The following is a 17,055-nucleotide window of genomic DNA, read 5'->3' on the forward strand; positions in this document are numbered from 1 at the left end:
AAAGCCTTGTTTCAGTCAGCGGTTGTCATTGGAGGCAGGCGCCCGGGTCGCCGGCAGGGTGAAGCCGGAAACCGAGCGGCGCAGCTGGCTGGCCATCTTCGCCAGGTTGCCGATGCTTTCGGCGGTCGCCGTGGAGCCGGACGAGGTCTGCGAGGTGATCTGCTGGATCACGTTCATGGTCAGGGAAATCTGCCCGGCCGAAGAAGTCTGCTGCTGGGCCGCGTTGGAGATGCTCTGGATCAGCGCCGCCAGGGTCTTGGATACGCCTTCGATCTCCTCCAGCGCCACTCCGGCATCCTGCGCCAGGCGTGCCCCGCGCACCACTTCGGTGGTGGTCTGCTCCATGGAGATCACCGCTTCGTTGGTGTCGGTCTGGATCGCCCGGACCAGGGTCTCGATCTGCCGGGTCGCCGCCGAGGAACGTTCCGCCAGCCGCTGTACCTCGTCGGCCACCACGGCAAAACCGCGACCGGCATCACCGGCCATGGACGCCTGGATGGCAGCATTCAAGGCCAGGATGTTGGTCTGATCGGCAATATCGTCGATCAGGCTGACGATATCGCCGATCTCCTGGGAAGACTCGCCAAGACGCTTGATCCGCTTGGCGGTGTCCTGGATCTGCTCGCGGATGTTGTCCATGCCGTGGATGGTGTTGTGCACCACCTCGTTGCCTTTGTTGGCGATCTCCACCGAACGCTCGGCCACCGCCGAGGACTCGGCGGCGTTGGCCGATACCTGGTCGATGGATTGGGCCATTTCGTTGATCGCCGTGGAGGCTTCGGAAATCTGCTGCGCCTGGTGCTCGGAGGCTTCGGCCAACTGCATGGCGGTGGTCTGGGTTTCCTGCACCGCGCCCGCCACCTGGCCGGCGGTGAGGTTGATGGTGGCCACCAGGTCGCGCAGCTGGTCGACGGAATAGTTGATGGAGTCGGCGATGGTCCCGGTGAAGTCCTCGGTCACCGAGGCGGTCACCGTCAGGTCGCCATCGGCCAGGTCCTCGATCTCGTCCAGCAGGCGCATGATCGCGTTCTGGTTGCGCTCGTTCTTCTCTGCGGTCTCGCGCAGCTGGCGGTTGGTCTCGCGAACCATCACCAGGCCGATGAGGATGACCGAGGCCAGGGCCAGCAGGCCCAGGACATAACCGCCGATAGTGTCCAGCTTGCGGCTGCCGGCCAGGTTCTCGAAACCGATGGCCAGGCGCGAGGCTTCGTCCAGCAGGGTCTGGGACAGGCTGAAGATATTGCTCGCCGACTCACGCACCTGGAACAGCTCGGGGGAGGTCTCGAGGATTTCGTCCACGGAGCCGGAGACGAACTCGAACAGCTCGGAAATCTCCGTCAGCCGCGCCCTGGCATCAGGGTCCTCGACCTGGCTGATCTTCAATCCCGGGTTGCCTTGCAGCATGCCGTTGAGCACCTGGCCGAAGCGGGCGGCGTCGCGGCCGAAGGCATCGGCGGCCTGCACGGCATTCTCGTCCCCGGCCAGCACGGTGTTGACCGCACCGAGGATCCGCTCGGCCAGCAACGACTGGCGCTGGGCCATGGCCACCTGGCTGGCCGGGGCGCCGCGCTGGAGGAGGATCTCCACCACCTTCTCGTATTCCACCTGCAACTGCGGCACGGTCTCGGCCAGGGTCGCGGCCACCTGGTGCAGCGACAGCACCGTCTGCTCGCTGGCGAGGATCGCGTCGGCGTTCTTCAGCAGTTTTTCCCAGTCCAACTGCACCGCGTGCATCTCCTGGCGCAGCGCCACCGGAGCGCCCGGCAGGCCGGTGGCCGGGTCACCCTTCTTCAGGTAACCCCAGCGCTGGGCAAAATCATTGCGTGCATCGCCCAGCAGCTTGAACGCGGCCGCCTTGCCGGCCGCGGCCTCGGTGGCGTTCTTGGCGATGCGCTGGGACAGCACCCGCAGCTCGCCGGCATGGCCGATGTACTGCTTGTCGTAGGTGGCCTGGGTATTGAGGTAGGCGAAGTTGGCGAACAGCAACATGATGAACACGATCAGCGCGATGAACAGCACGATGATCTGCGAGCGGCTGCGGGAGCCTTCCTGGGGCTTGCCGGGTTTGGCTTTGGTCATCGGTCAGGCCTGTGGCGAGCGGGTGTTCCCGCATTGGGTCGCCCGGGACAGCCAGGCGGCGTGGATTGATCCAGGAAGGCCTGGGCCTGCCGTGGTACTGCGAACGGGTAATGCAGGCGCCGGGGCGCCGTTCACGCCGCCACCTCCAGGAAGCCCGGCGAGCGAGCCAGGGCGAAGGGGCTGAACACTTGCCAGATCTGTTCGCGGCGAAACTGCCCCTGCAGGTAGGGATTGATCGCGGTGTCGGCAAAATCGCCGACGCCAGGCTCCAGGGTGTCCTGGGCGAAATGCTTGAGACCCGCCACTTCATCCACCAGAAGGCCGACGAACAGTTCCTTGTATTCCACCACCAGCACCCGCCGCTGCAGGCGCAAGGGCGACAGCTCGTGGCCGAGGAATGCGCACAGGTCCATGATCGGCAGCAGCCGCCCGCGCAGGTTGGCCACGCCCCGGACCCAGGGCTTGACCCCCGGCAACAGGGTATGGCGCGGCTCGTGCAGGACTTCGCTGACCTCGCCCATGGCCGCCACGTACCAGCGGCTGCCCAGGCGAAAACCGATGCCGCTCCAGCTGTGCTGGCGGGTTTCCTGGGATGGCAGGTCGGCGGCCAGCAGGCGGCAGCGCTGGTCGATCTCCAGCAGCAGCTCGAAGGCGGTCCGGGATTCGCTCATGGCGCGGGCGATCAGCCGGCCAGGACGTTGTTCAGGGTCTTGATCAGGGTCTCTTCTTCCACCGGCTTGGTCAGGTAGTCCCTGGCGCCCTGGCGGGTGCCCCAGACCTTGTCGGTTTCCTGATCCTTGGTGGTGATGATGATCACCGGGATGTGGCTGGTCTCGGCATCCTTGGTCAACTGGCGGGTGGCCTGGAAGCCGTTGAGGCCAGGCATGACGATGTCCATCAGCACTGCATCGGGCTTCTCTTGCCGGGCCAGGGCCACGCCGTCGGCGCCATTCTCGGCCTTGAGCACTTCGTGGCCGTGCTTCTCCAGCATGCCGGTGAGTTTGTACATTTCGGTCGGCGAGTCATCGACGATCAGGATACGAGCCATGGTCTTCCCCATACGGTATAGGCGCGCGGTCCACTGACCGGGCGCCGCTGTGCGTGTCTACTGTGGCGCAAGCGCGACGAAGTCCGGGACATGGGCCCTGATCGCGCTGAGCAGTTCTTCCTTGCTGAAGGGTTTGGTCAAAAACTGGTCGGAGCCGACGATGCGGCCCTTGGCCTTGTCGAACAGCCCGTCCTTGGAGGACAGCATGATCACGGGAGTGGACTTGAACGCGCTGTTGTTCTTGACCAGCGCACAGGTCTGATAACCGTCGAGGCGCGGCATCATGATGTCGACGAAGATGATCCCGGGGTGGTGGTCGACGATCTTGGCCAGGGCTTCGAAGCCATCCACCGCGGTGATGACCTCGCAGCCGACGTTCTTCAGCAGCATCTCGGCCGTGCGGCGAATCGTCTTCGAGTCGTCGATCACCATCACCTTCAAGGCGTTGGATTGCTGTTCCATGTCTGCTCTACCGTCGCCCCAGCGAATCGATTTGATCGGGTACCGCTGGCCAATGCCCCAAACCCTTGAACTTCAGGGCCCCGGCCCGGCATGCGAGCCTTTTTAGCACACTCTCCCCCCTGCAATCCATGGACTACGCAGGGCTGTGGTTTTTCCTTGACCCAGGTCTCTGTCAGCGCCACTCTGACGCCACTTTCAGGAGCTGTTCCCGTTTGCCCGGCAACGCCGGCCCGTCACCGGACAGCGACCGACCCCAGCCTGCTTCCACCCATTTGATTGAAGGAATCCGCCCCATGAGCGTTCGCGTCGGGATTGTCATGGACCCTATCGCCAGCATCTCCTATAAAAAGGACAGCTCGCTGGCCATGTTGCTGGCCGCCCAGGAACGCGGCTGGAGCCTCTTCTATATGGAGCAGCGCGATCTCTACCAGGGCGCCGGCGTGGCCCGGGCCCGCATGCGCCCACTGCAGGTCTTCGCCGACCCACAGAAATGGTTCGCGCTGGAAGACGAGATCGACAGCCCGCTGAGCGATCTGGACGTGATCCTGATGCGCAAGGATCCGCCCTTCGACATGGAGTTCGTCTACTCCACCTACCTGCTGGAGCAGGCCGAGAGCGCCGGCGTGCTGGTGGTCAACAAGCCCCAGAGCCTGCGCGACTGCAATGAAAAGCTGTTCGCCACGCTGTTCCCGCAGTGCACCCCGCCCACGGTGGTCAGCCGCCGCGCCGACGTCCTACGCGAGTTCGCCGCCCAGCATGGCGACGTGATCCTCAAGCCCCTGGACGGCATGGGCGGCACCTCGATCTTCCGCCACCGCGCGGGCGACCCGAACCTGTCGGTGATCCTGGAGACCCTGACCGTGCTGGGCAGCCAGCAAATCATGGCCCAGGCCTACCTGCCAGCGATCAAGGACGGCGACAAGCGCATCCTGATGATCGACGGCGAGCCGGTACCCTATTGCCTGGCGCGGATTCCGGCTGCCGGCGAAACCCGGGGCAACCTGGCCGCCGGCGGTCGTGGCGAAGCCCGCCCGCTGAGCGACAAGGATCGCTGGATCGCCGCCCAGGTCGGCCCGACCCTGCGGGCCAAGGGCTTGCTGTTCGTCGGCCTCGACGTGATCGGCGAGCACCTGACGGAAATCAACGTCACCAGCCCGACCTGCATCCGCGAAATCGACAACGCCTTCGGCACCAACATCGGCGCGATGCTGATGGATGCCATCGAGCAGAAACTGCAAGCCGCAAGCAACAAGCCACAAGCTTGACGTACGTCACATGCAGCTTGTCGCTTGAAGCTTGAGGCTTACAGCTTGAAACCAACATTGCGTTATCATGCGCCGCCTGTGAAACCGTGATGTTGGTTGTGCAATGCCTGCTGTGATGTCGAACTGCCAATGAGCCTTACGTCCGACCTGCCACCCGAGCTGGCCCATGGTGGCGTCCGCGCGGCCGATCGCCTGGGATTCACCCTGTTCCTCGCGGCGCTCCTGCACCTGGTGCTGATCCTCGGCCTGAGCTTTTCCTTCGCCGAGCCCCAGCAGATCAGCAAGACCCTGGAAATCACCCTGGCCACCTTCAAGAGCGAGACCAAGCCCAAGAAGGCCGACTTCCTGGCCCAGGACCACCAGCAGGGCAGCGGCACCCTGGACAAGAAGGCCATTCCCAAGACCACCGAAGTAGCGCCCTTCCAGGACAACTCGGTGAAAAAGGTCGTGCCGCCACCGTCGGTCAAGCCGCAGGTCAAGGAGGCCGCGACCAAGGCGGCCGTGGCCACCACCGCGCCCAAGCCGAAGAAGACCGCGACCCAACGCGAAGAGGTCAAGCGCGAACCGACGCCCAAGGCCGACGTGCCATCGTTCGACAGCTCGCAGCTGTCCAGCGAGATCTCCAGCCTGGAGGCCGAACTGGCCAACGAACAGCAGCTGTATGCCAAGCGCCCACGGATCCACCGCCTGAGCGCGGCCTCGACCATGCGTGACAAGGGCGCCTGGTACAAGGACGAATGGCGCAAGAAGGTCGAGCGCATCGGCAACCTCAACTACCCCGAGGAAGCCCGGCGCAAACAGATCTACGGCAACCTGCGGTTGATGGTGTCGATCAACCGCGACGGTTCGCTGTATGAAGTGCTGGTACTGGAGTCTTCCGGCCAGCCACTGCTGGACCAGGCCGCCCAGCGCATCGTGCGCCTGGCCGCGCCATTCGCCCCCTTCACCGGCGACCTGTCGGATATCGACCGCCTGGAAATCATCCGCACCTGGCGCTTCGCCCGGGGCGACAAGCTGTCCAGCAACTGACCGTCCGGCCAGCGCCACGCCCCTGCTTGCGGGCGCATCGCCAGCTTGTCAGCCGGGCCCGCCGCCGCCACACTAGCGCTCATGAAAAACGTCAGCCCCAGCTACCTCAAGCATCATTTCCTGATCGCCATGCCGCACATGGCCGACCCGAACTTTGCCCAGACCTTGACCTACATCGTCGAGCACAACGCCAATGGCGCCATGGGGCTGGTGATCAACCGCCCGCAGGACCTGAGCCTGGCCGATATCCTGGAGCAACTGCGCCCTGACGAAGACCCGTCGCTGCTGTGCCAGCACGTGCCGATCTTCAGCGGTGGGCCGGTGCAGACCGATCGCGGCTTCGTCCTGCACCCCAGCGGCCCGATCTACCAGGCCACGGTGGAGCTCGATGGCGTCTCGCTGTCGACCTCCCAGGATGTCTTGTTCGCCATCGCCGACGGCGTGGGTCCGAGCAAGAGCCTGATCGCCCTGGGCTACGCCGGCTGGGAAGCCGGGCAACTGGAAGCCGAGCTGGCCGATAACGCCTGGCTGACCTGCCCGTTCGACGCCGACATCCTGTTCAACACCAGCAGCGAACTGCGTCTGGAAGCGGCCGCCCGTCACCTGGGGGTCAACCTCAGCCTGCTCACCAGCCAGGCGGGCCACGCCTGATGGCCTTGCGACTGATCCTGGGCTTCGACTACGGCACCCGGCAAATCGGCGTTGCCGTGGGCCAGGCCATCACTGGCCAGGCCCGCGAGCTGTGCACCTTGAAGGCCCAGAATGGCGTGCCGGACTGGAACCAGGTCGAGGCCCTGTTCAAGGAATGGCAACCCGATGCGGTGGTGGTGGGCCTGCCCCTGAACATGGACGGCACCCCGAGCGAGATGTGCCAGCGCGCCGAGAAGTTCGCCCGGCGCCTGAACGGCCGCTTCAACGTGCCCTTCTATACCCACGACGAACGCCTGACCACCTTCGAGGCCAAGGGCGAACGCCTGGCCCGGGGCGGCCAGAAAGGCAGCTACCGCGACAACCCGGTGGACGCCATTGCCGCCGCCCTGCTGCTGCAGGGCTGGCTTGACGAGAACGCCACGCTGCTGAATACCTAGCAACCCCGAATCCTGAGGATGCGCGGCCTGCGGCTGCGCGCCTCCTGGCCCGACACCAGCCACAAGAACCTGCCAACGATCCAGCGAGCGATGCTCGGGTGAGTCAGGAATGGCGCAGAAAGCGGAGTTTAGGCACCTAAATGAGCATTTCGAAGCCACTTGCAACGCCCCATGAGCCAAGCGCAGCAGATCCCGGGCAGGTTCCAAGTCACCGCGCCCCGCTATCGGACAACAAGGCGCGAGCCCACGAAGGAGCCACCATGAGCCTGCCCAATCCCGCCGCCCTGATCAGCCAGATGGCCATCGATCTCAAAGCCCACCTGGCCCAGCGCGCCATCAACGAGCCTCGCTTCATCGGTATCCGTACCGGCGGTGTCTGGGTCGCCCAGGCGCTGCTGGAAGCCCTGGGCAGCGACGCGCCCCTGGGCACCCTGGACGTTTCCTTCTACCGCGATGACTTCAGCCAGAACGGCCTGCATCCTCAAGTGCGCCCGTCCGAGCTGCCGTTCGAGATCGAAGGCCAGCACCTGGTGCTGATCGATGACGTACTGATGAGCGGCCGGACCATCCGCGCCGCCCTCAACGAGCTGTTCGACTACGGCCGCCCGGCCAGCGTGACCCTGGTCTGCCTGCTGGACCTGAACGCCGCCGAACTGCCGATCCGGCCGAATGTGGTGGGTGCGACCCTGTCGCTGGCGACCCACGAGCGGGTAAAATTGTCCGGTCCTGCGCCGCTTCAACTCGAGCTCCAAGACCTCGCCCTCTAAACCTGCCCTTTTAAAGAGTCCATTGCGATGACGCCTCTAGACGCCAAGCGCCCGCTGCAGCTCAACGATCAGGGCCAGCTGCGCCACTTCCTCTCCCTCGACGGCCTGAACCGCGAGCTGCTGACGGAAATCCTCGACACCGCCGACTCCTTCCTCGAAGTCGGCGCCCGGGCGGTGAAGAAAGTCCCGCTGCTACGCGGCAAGACCGTGTGCAACGTGTTCTTCGAGAACTCCACCCGCACCCGCACCACCTTCGAACTGGCTGCCCAGCGACTGTCGGCGGACGTGATCACCCTGAACGTGTCCACCTCCTCGGCGAGCAAGGGCGAGACCCTGCTCGACACCCTGCGCAATCTCGAGGCCATGGCCGCCGACATGTTCGTGGTGCGCCACGGCGATTCCGGCGCCGCGCACTTCATCGCCGAACACGTGTGCCCGCAGGTGGCGATCATCAACGGCGGCGACGGCCGCCACGCCCACCCGACCCAAGGCATGCTCGACATGCTGACCATCCGCCGGCACAAGGGCGGCTTCGAGAACCTCTCGGTGGCCATCGTCGGCGACATCCTGCACTCGCGGGTCGCTCGTTCGAACATGCTGGCGCTCAAGACCCTGGGCTGCCCGGATATCCGCGTGATCGCGCCCAAGACCTTGCTGCCCATCGGCATCGAGCAGTACGGGGTGAAGGTCTACACCGACATGGCCGAAGGCCTGAAAGACGTCGATGTGGTGATCATGCTGCGCCTGCAGCGCGAGCGCATGCAGGGCGGCCTGCTGCCCAGCGAGGGCGAGTTCTACCGCCTGTTCGGCCTGACCACCGCGCGCCTGGCCGGCGCCAAGCCCGACGCCATCGTCATGCACCCGGGCCCGATCAACCGTGGCGTGGAGATCGAGTCGGCGGTGGCCGACGGTCCCCACTCGGTGATCCTCAACCAAGTGACCTACGGCATCGCAGTGCGCATGGCCGTACTGTCCATGGCCATGAGCGGGCAGACCGCCCAGCGACAATTCGAGCAGGAGGACGCCCAGTGAAGCTCAGCATTCTCGGCGCCCGCGTCATCGATCCAAGCAGCGGCCTGGATCAAGTTACCGATCTGCATCTGGAAGCCGGCAAGATCGCCGCCATCGGCGCCGCCCCGGAAGGTTTCAACGCCGTCACCGTGATCGACGGCAAGGGCCTGGTGGCCACCCCCGGCCTGGTGGACCTGAACGTCGCCCTGCGCGAGCCGGGCTACAGCCGCAAGGGCAGCATCGCCAGCGAAACCCGCGCCGCCGCTGCCGGTGGCGTCACCAGCCTGTGCTGCCCGCCACGCACCAAGCCGGTGCTGGACACCTCGGCGGTGGCCGAGTTGATCCTCGACCGCGCGCGCGAAGCCGGCAACAGCAAGGTGTTCCCGATCGGCGCCCTGAGCAAGGGCCTGGACGGCGAGCAACTGGCCGAGCTGATCGCCCTGCGCGATGCCGGTTGCGTGGCCTTCGGCAACGGCCTGGAGGGTTTTCGCAGCACCCGCACCCTGTGCCGCGCCCTGGAATACGCCGCCACCTTCGACCTGACGGTGATCTTCCATTCCCAGGACCGCGACCTGGCCGAAGGCGGCCTGGCCCATGAAGGCGCCACCGCCAGCTTCCTCGGCCTGCCGGGGATTCCCGAAAGCGCCGAGACCGTGGCCCTGGCCCGGGATCTGCTGCTGGTGGAACAAAGCGGGGTGCGCGCGCACTTCAGCCAGCTGACCAGCGCCCGCGGCGTGGAACTGATCGCCCAGGCCCAGGCCCGCGGCCTGCCGGTCACCGCCGATGTCGCCCTGTATCAGCTGATCCTGACCGATGAGGCGCTGATCGACTTCTCCAGCCTGTATCACGTCCAGCCGCCCCTGCGTTCGCACGCCGACCGCGAGGCCCTGCGCGCCGCAGTTAAATCCGGTGTGGTGCAGGCCATCGCCAGCCATCACCAGCCCCATGAGCGCGATGCCAAGCTGGCTCCGTTCGGCGCTACCGAGCCAGGTATCAGCAGCGTCGAGCTGCTGCTGCCGCTGGCCCTGACCCTGGTGCAGGACGGCCTGCTGGACCTGCCGACCCTGATGGCCCGCCTGAGCGCCGGCCCGGCCGACGCCCTGCGCCTGCCGGCCGGCAAACTGACGGTGGGTGGCCCGGCCGACCTGGTGCTGTTCGACCCGGCTAGCTCCACCGTGGCCGGCGAGCGCTGGCTGTCCCGAGGCGAGAACTGCCCCTTCCTTGGCCACAGCCTGCCGGGCGCAGTGCGCTACACCCTGGTGGATGGCCATATCAGCCACCAGGGCTGATTGATCCTGTAGCCGCTGGCGCAGGCTGCGAACGGCTCCGAAGGGACCGCCCGCATTGCGCCAGGCGCTACATCAGCCATCACCGCCGGCGCCGATGACGGGATCAACGGCGCTTGGCGTTCTCCAGGGAGACCTGGTCGTTCAGGGTCCAGAAGTCATACAGCACCCCGATGAAGAACAAGCCACCGGTGAACAGGTAGAGCACCCCGCTCAGCCATTTGCCCTGGTACATGCGGTGCACGCCGAACACCCCGAGGAAGGTCAGGAGTATCCAGGCCACGCTGTATTCCAATGGACCGGCGGTAAACCGCAGGTCCGCCTCCCGATCCATGGAAGGAATCAGGAACAGGTCGATCAGCCAGCCAATACCCAGCAGGCCGAAGGTGAAGAACCAGAGGGTCCCGGTCACCGGCTTGCCGTAATAGAAGCGGTGGGCACCGGTAAAACCGAATATCCAGAGCAGGTAGCCGATCACCTTGCTGTGGGTGTCGTGGGTCGCGGAATCCTGACGATAGCTGTTCATCAAATGCCTCTTGGCGGGTGATAGATAAATTTTCTCAAAAACTTTGTGACTTTTTTACAGGCGCTCGACGTGTGGTCGATGCTACCTTCTCTTCCGCCAAAGCCTTGTGTTGCCTGACTTCTGACGGTTTTCTGCGTCAAGTTGCCGCCTCTTTGCCGAAGTTGACCCCAAGGTCTAGTCGACAAACGGCCTCGGAAGTGACCTGAAAGCTGTTATAAAGTTGCGCGCTAATCAATAAGAGCCTTGCCTAATGCGTCCATTTATCAAGACATGGCTGACCATTTGCCTATTAATGCCACTGGCCGCCCACGCCACCAACCGTGAGCAACGACTTCCCAACATCAACGGCTACACCCCGAAATCCCATGTTTCGACGGTCTCGGCCAAGCATAAGACCACGAGCCGGCACTCCACCCAACTGGCCAAGGTCGACAGCAAGCTGGTACCCCAGATGGGCGCCAAGCAAAGCAGCAACGTCCTCAGCCGCGCCGTCAACGCCCTGGGCACGCCTTATCGCTGGGGCGGCAGCAGCCCGAGCAAGGGTTTCGACTGCAGCGGCCTGGTGAAATACGCCTTCAATGACGTCGCCGCCGTGGATCTGCCACGCACTTCCAACGCCATGGCCAGCGGCCATGGGCAGAAGGTCGAGCGCAAGGATCTCAAACCGGGCGACCTGCTGTTCTTCAACATCAAGAGCCGCAAGGTCAACCATGTAGCCATCTACCTGGGCAACGATCGTTTCATCCACGCTCCGCGGCGCGGCAAGTCGGTCACCATCGACACCTTGAAGAAACCCTACTGGGACAATCACTACGTGGTTGCCAAGCGGGTCCTGCCCAAGGAACAGAAGACCCTGCGGGTCGTCCAGCGCTGATCCCGCTTGGCCGCCAGGCCAGCCTGGCGGCGCTTGCCCTCCCCTCACAGGCTCTGGGGCATTCGTGCCTTTTCCCGCGCCTGTTCGCGACTGATCAAGCCCTTTGCCAGCAATGCCTTCAGGCTCATGTCCAGGGTCTGCATGCCCTGGGCCCCGCCAGTCTGGATCGCCGAATACATCTGCGCCACCTTGTCCTCGCGGATCAGGTTACGGATCGCCGCGGTGCCCAGCATGATCTCGTGGGCCGCCACCCTTCCACCCCCGATGCGCTTGAGCAGTACCTGGGCGATCACCGCCTGCAATGACTCGGCCAGCATCGAGCGCACCAGGGCCTTCTCCTCTCCCGGAAACACATCCACCAAGCGATCGATGGTCTTGGCCGCCGACGAGGTGTGCAGGGTGGCGAGCACCAGGTGCCCGGTTTCCGCAGCGGTGAGCGCCAGGCGGATGGTCTCCAGGTCCCGCAGCTCGCCCAGCAGGATCACATCCGGGTCCTCGCGCAGGGCCGCGCGCAAGGCCGTGGCGAAGCTCTGGGTATCGCGGGCCACTTCACGCTGGTGCACCAGGCAGCCTTGCGGCGGGTGGATGAATTCGATGGGGTCCTCGATGGTCAGGATGTGCTGGCGGCGGGTCCGGTTCAGGTGGTCGACCATCGCCGCCAGGGTGGTGGACTTGCCGCTGCCGGTGGGGCCGGTCACCAGCACCAGCCCACGGGGCAACTCGCTGACCTGCCGGAATACCGACCCCAGCCCGAGCTCTTCCAGGCTCTGCACCCGCGCAGGAATCAACCGCAGCACCGCTCCCGCACCACGGGCATGCCGGAACGCATTGACGCGAAACCTGGCCACCCCGGGCAGCTCATGGGCGAAATCCAGGTCCTGCTGGCTGGCGAAGGCCTTGCGCTGCGACTCGCTCATCAGTTCATGGATCAACGCCAGCACCTGGGACGCATCCAGTACCGGCCCATCCAGAGGACAGATATCGCCATCGATGCGTAGCAACGGCGCCAGCCCAGCGGACAGATGCAGGTCGGAAGCCCCGCGCGAGACGCTCGACAGCAGCAATTCGGTGATGTCCATAGTGCCCCCCAATTCCAGTAGAATGCCGCGAGCTTCAGACCCGTGCGCAGCCAGCAGCCCGGCTGCCTGGTGCCGGACAATGCCCGGCGCGGCCCAGGAGCGTGGCTCGGGCCGATCGGCAGGCAGGGACTGGTGGATTCACGCGGCAGGTGGCGGCCCGGTTCGCAGGCGCCCGACCGCAGATACTTTTGAGACGGAATCGAATGTCCACGATAGCAGACAACATCGCCCAGGTAGCCGAGCGCATCCGCAGCGCCTGCCAGGCCGCACAGCGGGCCCCGGACAGCGTCCAGTTGCTGGCCGTGAGCAAGACCAAGCCCGCCGCCGCGTTGCGCGAGGCCCATGCCGCCGGTTTGCGCGATTTCGGCGAGAACTACCTGCAAGAAGCCCTGGGCAAGCAACAGGAACTGGCCGACCTGCCCTTGAGTTGGCACTTCATCGGCCCCATTCAGTCGAACAAGACTCGCGCCATCGCCGAACACTTTGACTGGGTGCATTCCGTGGACCGCCTGAAAATCGCTCAACGCCTCTCCGAGCAACGCCCGGCCGAACTGCCGCCACTGAACATCTGCCTCCAGGTCAATGTCAGTGGCGAAGCCAGCAAGTCCGGCTGCACGCCCGCCGAGTTGCCGGAGCTGGCCCGCGCCATCGCTGCCTTGCCACGCCTGCGCCTGCGCGGGCTGATGGCGATTCCCGAACCCACCGAGGATCCTGCGGCCCAACACGCTGCGTTTGCTGCGGTACAGAACCTGAACAACCACCTGCGGGACAGTCTCGAACTGCCCGTGGACACTCTATCCATGGGCATGAGCCACGATCTCGAAGCGGCCATTGCCCAAGGCGCCACCTGGGTGCGGATCGGTACCGCGCTGTTTGGCGCCCGCGACTACAGCCAGTCCTGAGGGACTGGCACTGACCCCTGATAAGGACCTGTCATGAACACGACTCGTATCGCTTTTATCGGTGCCGGCAACATGGCGGCCAGTCTCATCGGCGGCCTGCGGGCCAAGGGCCTGGACGCCTCGCAGATCCGCGCCAGTGACCCTGGCGCCGAAACCCGGGCCAAGGTGGCCGCCGAACACGGCATCCAGGTTTTTGCCGACAACGCCGAAGCCATTGCCGGGGTCGATGTGATCGTCCTGGCGGTCAAGCCCCAGGCGATGAAGGCGGTGTGCGAGACCCTGCGTCCGAGCCTGCAACCCGGGCAACTGGTGGTCTCCATCGCCGCCGGCATCACCTGCTCGAGCATGGGCGCCTGGCTGGGCGAGCAGCCGATCGTGCGCTGCATGCCCAATACCCCGGCCTTGCTGCGCCAGGGCGTCAGCGGCCTGTATGCCACCGACCGGGTGAGCGCCGAGCAGCGCCGCCAGGCCGAAGAACTGCTGTCCGCCGTGGGCACCGCCCTGTGGCTGGAACAGGAGCAGCAACTGGATGCGGTAACCGCGGTCTCCGGTAGCGGCCCCGCGTACTTCTTCCTGCTGATCGAGGCCATGACCGCCGCCGGCGAGAAACTCGGCCTGCCACGGGAAACCGCCGCCCAACTGACCTTGCAGACCGCCCTGGGCGCTGCCCACATGGCGGTTTCCAGCGACGTCGACGCCGCCGAGCTGCGCCGTCGCGTGACCTCGCCGGCCGGCACCACGGAAGCGGCGATCAAGTCGTTCCAGGCCGACGGGTTCGAGGCCCTGGTGGAAAAAGCATTGGGTGCCGCCGCGCACCGTTCGGCGGAAATGGCCGAACAACTCGGCCGCTAATTCGCCCCTACAAAGGAATCGATATGTTCGGACTCAACGACGCTGCCATCCTGGTGATCCAGACCCTGGGCAGCCTGTACCTGCTGGTCGTCCTGCTGCGCTTCATGCTGCAAGCGGTGCGGGCCAACTTCTACAACCCCATCAGCCAGTTCATCGTGCGGGCCACCCAGCCGCTGCTCAAGCCGCTACGCCGGGTGATCCCCAGCATGTTCGGCCTGGACATGTCCTCGCTGGTGCTGGCCCTGGTGGTGCAGATGGTGCTGTTCGCCATCGTCCTGACCCTCTACGGCATCCCCTTCAACGTGCTGGGGCTGCTGATCTGGGCGCCGATCGGCATCTTCGCGCTGTTCCTCAAGATCTGGTTCTTCGCCATGATCATCAGCGTGATCCTGTCCTGGGTCGCGCCTGGCAGCCAGAGCCCCGGCGCCGAGCTGGCCTACCAATTGAGCGAGCCGCTGCTGGCGCCGTTCCGCCGCATCGTGCCGAACCTGGGTGGCCTGGACATCTCGCCGATCCTGGCGTTCCTGGTGATCCAGCTGCTGCAACAGGGGCTGATCCCGCGCCTGGCGTACTACGCCTTCATGCCCCGCGAGCTGTTCGGGCTGATCTGATGAGCTACTTCCGCTGGGACGGCGACGACCTGTTGCTCGATTGCCACCTGCAGCCCAAGGCCAGCAGCGATGAGTTCGCTGGCCTGCATGGCGATCGGCTGAAGATCCGCCTCACCGCCCCGCCCGTCGAAGGCAAGGCCAACGCGCACCTGATGGCGTTCCTGGCCAAGGCCTTCGGCATCCCCAAGAGCCATGTCAGCCTGGTCAGCGGTGAGTTGAACCGGCAGAAGCGGGTGCGCCTGCTAGCGCCGAAGAAACTCCCCGAGCTACCGGGCCTGGCACGTCCGGCCTGATTCGCAGGCCTTCCTTTCCAGCAGCCAAATCCAGGCCCGGGCTTTGCTTGCCGCTGGACACAGCGGTCTTTAGACTTACGCCTCATTTGAATGAGAGCAGGGTCGATGCCAACTGCCTTTCCCGCCGATTCCGTTGGTCTGGTCACACCTCAGGTTGCGCACTTCAACGAGCCCCTGGCCCTGGCCTGCGGCCGCTCGCTACCGGCCTACGACCTGATCTACGAAACCTACGGCCAGCTCAATGCCAGCGCCAGCAACGCGGTGCTGATCTGCCATGCCTTGTCGGGCCACCACCATGCGGCCGGCTACCACAGCCCAGAAGACCGCAAGCCCGGCTGGTGGGACAGCTGCATCGGCCCGGGCAAGCCGATCGACACCAACAAGTTCTTCGTGGTCAGCCTCAACAACCTCGGTGGTTGCAACGGCTCCACCGGCCCCAGCAGCATCAACCCGGAGACCGGCCGGCCGTTCGGCGCCGATTTCCCGGTACTGACCGTGGAAGACTGGGTGCACAGCCAGGCCCGCCTGGCCGACCGCCTGGGCATCGCCCAGTGGGCCGCGGTGATCGGCGGCAGCCTCGGCGGCATGCAGGCGCTGCAATGGACCATCACCTACCCGGACCGGGTCCGGCATTGCCTGGCCATCGCCTCGGCACCCAAGCTGTCGGCGCAGAACATCGCCTTCAACGAAGTGGCGCGCCAGGCGATCCTCACCGATCCGGAGTTCCACGGCGGCTCCTTCCAGGAACACCAGGTAGTCCCCAAGCGAGGGCTGATGCTGGCGCGGATGGTGGGGCACATCACCTACCTGTCCGACGACTCCATGGGCGAGAAATTCGGCCGCGGGCTCAAGAGCGAGAAGCTCAACTACGACTTCCACAGCGTGGAATTCCAGGTGGAAAGCTACCTGCGCTACCAGGGCGAGGAGTTCTCCGGGCGTTTCGACGCCAACACCTACCTGCTGATGACCAAGGCCCTGGACTACTTCGACCCGGCAGCCAACTGCGACGACGACCTGGCCAGGACCTTCGCCAACGCCACTGCCAAGTTCTGCGTGATGTCCTTCACCACCGACTGGCGCTTCTCCCCGGCCCGCTCGCGGGAACTGGTGGACGCGCTGATGGCCGCGCGCAAGGACGTCTGCTACCTGGAGATCGACGCACCCCAGGGCCACGACGCCTTCCTGATCCCGATCCCGCGCTACCTGCAGGCATTCGGTCACTACATGAACCGCATCACGCTGTGAGGACACGATGAGAGCCGATCTGGAAATCATCCAGGAATGGATCCCCGCCGGCAGCCGCGTCCTCGACCTGGGCTGTGGTAATGGCGAACTGCTGAGCTGGTTGCAGCAACACAAGCAAGTCACCGGCTACGGCCTGGAGAACGATGCCGACAACATCGCCCAGTGCGTGGCCAAGGGCATCAATGTCATCGAGCAGGACCTGGACAAGGGCCTGGGCAATTTCGCCAGCAACAGCTTCGACGTCGTGGTCATGACCCAGGCCCTGCAAGCCGTGCACTACCCCGACCAGTTGCTGGACGAGATGCTGCGGGTCGGCCGCCAGTGCATCATCACCTTCCCCAACTTCGGCCACTGGCGCTGCCGCTGGTACCTGGCCAGCAAGGGCCGGATGCCTGTGTCGGAATTCATGCCGTACACCTGGTACAACACGCCGAACATCCACTTCTGCACCTTCGAGGACTTCGAGGAACTGTGCCGCGAGCGCCAGGCCCGGGTGATCAATCGCCTTGCGGTCGATCAACAACACCGCCATGGGTGGGCCAGTAAGCTATGGCCTAATCTGTTGGGAGAGATCGGCATCTACCGCCTCAGCAGTCCCGGCCTGCAGGATCACAAGGTCGCGGTTTGACCCACATCGC

Annotated in this window: 20 protein-coding genes; 14 read left to right on the top strand and 6 right to left on the bottom strand. The window is 65.0% G+C overall.

Translation table 11 applies throughout. The features are described from left to right. Nucleotides 1–15: 15 nt before the first annotated feature. From C4K40_RS29440 to pilG, 4 genes are all read right to left on the bottom strand, one after another. Nucleotides 16–2,079, bottom strand: a complete 2,064-nt coding sequence (locus C4K40_RS29440; RefSeq protein ID WP_053133969.1) for a methyl-accepting chemotaxis protein — start codon at nucleotides 2,077–2,079, stop codon at nucleotides 16–18. Nucleotides 2,080–2,210: 131 nt separating this feature from the next. Continuing rightward, nucleotides 2,211–2,750, bottom strand: a complete 540-nt coding sequence (locus tag C4K40_RS29445; protein WP_022641610.1) for a chemotaxis protein CheW — start codon at nucleotides 2,748–2,750, stop codon at nucleotides 2,211–2,213. Between the two features lie 11 nt (nucleotides 2,751–2,761). Next, the gene (pilH, locus tag C4K40_RS29450; RefSeq protein WP_053134101.1) at nucleotides 2,762–3,127 is read right to left on the bottom strand and encodes a twitching motility response regulator PilH; all 366 of its coding nucleotides are present in this window, start codon (nucleotides 3,125–3,127) and stop codon (nucleotides 2,762–2,764) included. 57 nt (nucleotides 3,128–3,184) lie between these two features. Next, entirely contained in the window at nucleotides 3,185–3,589 is a 405-nt protein-coding gene (pilG, locus tag C4K40_RS29455; RefSeq protein ID WP_022641612.1) for a twitching motility response regulator PilG, read from the bottom strand. A gap of 293 nt (nucleotides 3,590–3,882) precedes the next feature. Between pilG and gshB the strand changes: the two genes are divergently transcribed. From gshB to C4K40_RS29490, 7 genes are all read left to right on the top strand, one after another. Further along, nucleotides 3,883–4,854 carry a glutathione synthase gene (gene gshB, locus C4K40_RS29460; RefSeq protein WP_053133966.1) on the top strand — a complete coding sequence of 324 codons (972 nt, stop codon included), beginning with the start codon at nucleotides 3,883–3,885 and terminating at the stop codon, nucleotides 4,852–4,854. Between the two features lie 129 nt (nucleotides 4,855–4,983). Beyond that, nucleotides 4,984–5,883 (top strand): energy transducer TonB, encoded by a 900-nt coding sequence (locus C4K40_RS29465; protein WP_053133962.1) that lies wholly within the window; start codon nucleotides 4,984–4,986, stop codon nucleotides 5,881–5,883. Nucleotides 5,884–5,964: 81 nt separating this feature from the next. Then, nucleotides 5,965–6,534 carry a YqgE/AlgH family protein gene (locus C4K40_RS29470; RefSeq protein ID WP_022641614.1) on the top strand — a complete coding sequence of 190 codons (570 nt, stop codon included), beginning with the start codon at nucleotides 5,965–5,967 and terminating at the stop codon, nucleotides 6,532–6,534. Then, on the top strand, nucleotides 6,534–6,971 hold the full coding sequence (gene ruvX, locus C4K40_RS29475; protein ID WP_022641615.1) for a Holliday junction resolvase RuvX: 438 nt from the start codon (nucleotides 6,534–6,536) through the stop codon (nucleotides 6,969–6,971). The genes C4K40_RS29470 and ruvX overlap by 1 nt, the downstream gene beginning before the upstream one ends. A gap of 260 nt (nucleotides 6,972–7,231) precedes the next feature. Continuing rightward, nucleotides 7,232–7,738 carry a bifunctional pyr operon transcriptional regulator/uracil phosphoribosyltransferase PyrR gene (pyrR, locus tag C4K40_RS29480; RefSeq protein WP_053133958.1) on the top strand — a complete coding sequence of 169 codons (507 nt, stop codon included), beginning with the start codon at nucleotides 7,232–7,234 and terminating at the stop codon, nucleotides 7,736–7,738. Nucleotides 7,739–7,765: 27 nt separating this feature from the next. Beyond that, a complete protein-coding gene (locus tag C4K40_RS29485) occupies nucleotides 7,766–8,770 on the top strand; it encodes an aspartate carbamoyltransferase catalytic subunit (protein WP_053133955.1) in 1,005 nt (334 codons plus the stop codon). Beyond that, entirely contained in the window at nucleotides 8,767–10,038 is a 1,272-nt protein-coding gene (locus tag C4K40_RS29490) for a dihydroorotase (RefSeq protein ID WP_053133953.1), read from the top strand. Before C4K40_RS29485 ends, C4K40_RS29490 begins: the two co-directional genes overlap by 4 nt. Before the next feature lie 103 nt (nucleotides 10,039–10,141). On the opposite strand, the gene C4K40_RS29495 is transcribed toward C4K40_RS29490, so the two are convergent. Next, nucleotides 10,142–10,561 carry a TM2 domain-containing protein gene (locus C4K40_RS29495; RefSeq protein WP_022641619.1) on the bottom strand — a complete coding sequence of 140 codons (420 nt, stop codon included), beginning with the start codon at nucleotides 10,559–10,561 and terminating at the stop codon, nucleotides 10,142–10,144. A gap of 250 nt (nucleotides 10,562–10,811) precedes the next feature. Here C4K40_RS29495 and C4K40_RS29500 point away from each other — a divergent pair, with 250 nt between their 5' ends. After that, on the top strand, nucleotides 10,812–11,435 hold the full coding sequence (locus C4K40_RS29500; protein ID WP_031320664.1) for a C40 family peptidase: 624 nt from the start codon (nucleotides 10,812–10,814) through the stop codon (nucleotides 11,433–11,435). Between the two features lie 44 nt (nucleotides 11,436–11,479). On the opposite strand, the gene C4K40_RS29505 is transcribed toward C4K40_RS29500, so the two are convergent. Beyond that, nucleotides 11,480–12,514 carry a type IV pilus twitching motility protein PilT gene (locus C4K40_RS29505; RefSeq protein ID WP_022641621.1) on the bottom strand — a complete coding sequence of 345 codons (1,035 nt, stop codon included), beginning with the start codon at nucleotides 12,512–12,514 and terminating at the stop codon, nucleotides 11,480–11,482. A 203-nt stretch (nucleotides 12,515–12,717) separates the two neighbouring features. On the opposite strand from C4K40_RS29505, the gene C4K40_RS29510 reads away from it, so the two are divergent. From C4K40_RS29510 to metW, 6 genes are all read left to right on the top strand, one after another. Further along, a complete protein-coding gene (locus tag C4K40_RS29510; RefSeq protein ID WP_053133950.1) occupies nucleotides 12,718–13,416 on the top strand; it encodes a YggS family pyridoxal phosphate-dependent enzyme in 699 nt (232 codons plus the stop codon). A gap of 33 nt (nucleotides 13,417–13,449) precedes the next feature. Beyond that, nucleotides 13,450–14,268 carry a pyrroline-5-carboxylate reductase gene (gene proC, locus C4K40_RS29515; RefSeq protein WP_022641622.1) on the top strand — a complete coding sequence of 273 codons (819 nt, stop codon included), beginning with the start codon at nucleotides 13,450–13,452 and terminating at the stop codon, nucleotides 14,266–14,268. A 23-nt stretch (nucleotides 14,269–14,291) separates the two neighbouring features. Continuing rightward, nucleotides 14,292–14,879, top strand: a complete 588-nt coding sequence (locus tag C4K40_RS29520) for a YggT family protein (RefSeq protein ID WP_022641623.1) — start codon at nucleotides 14,292–14,294, stop codon at nucleotides 14,877–14,879. Then, nucleotides 14,879–15,172, top strand: a complete 294-nt coding sequence (locus C4K40_RS29525; RefSeq protein WP_022641624.1) for a DUF167 domain-containing protein — start codon at nucleotides 14,879–14,881, stop codon at nucleotides 15,170–15,172. Before C4K40_RS29520 ends, C4K40_RS29525 begins: the two co-directional genes overlap by 1 nt. Before the next feature lie 105 nt (nucleotides 15,173–15,277). After that, entirely contained in the window at nucleotides 15,278–16,417 is a 1,140-nt protein-coding gene (locus C4K40_RS29530; RefSeq protein ID WP_053133947.1) for a homoserine O-acetyltransferase, read from the top strand. A 7-nt stretch (nucleotides 16,418–16,424) separates the two neighbouring features. Further along, nucleotides 16,425–17,045: a methionine biosynthesis protein MetW gene (gene metW / locus C4K40_RS29535; RefSeq protein WP_022641625.1), complete on the top strand. Its 621-nt coding sequence runs from the start codon at nucleotides 16,425–16,427 to the stop codon at nucleotides 17,043–17,045. Nucleotides 17,046–17,055 lie beyond the last annotated feature (10 nt).

The organism is Pseudomonas sp. CMR5c, from assembly GCF_003850545.1.
GTDB lineage: Bacteria > Pseudomonadota > Gammaproteobacteria > Pseudomonadales > Pseudomonadaceae > Aquipseudomonas > Aquipseudomonas piscis.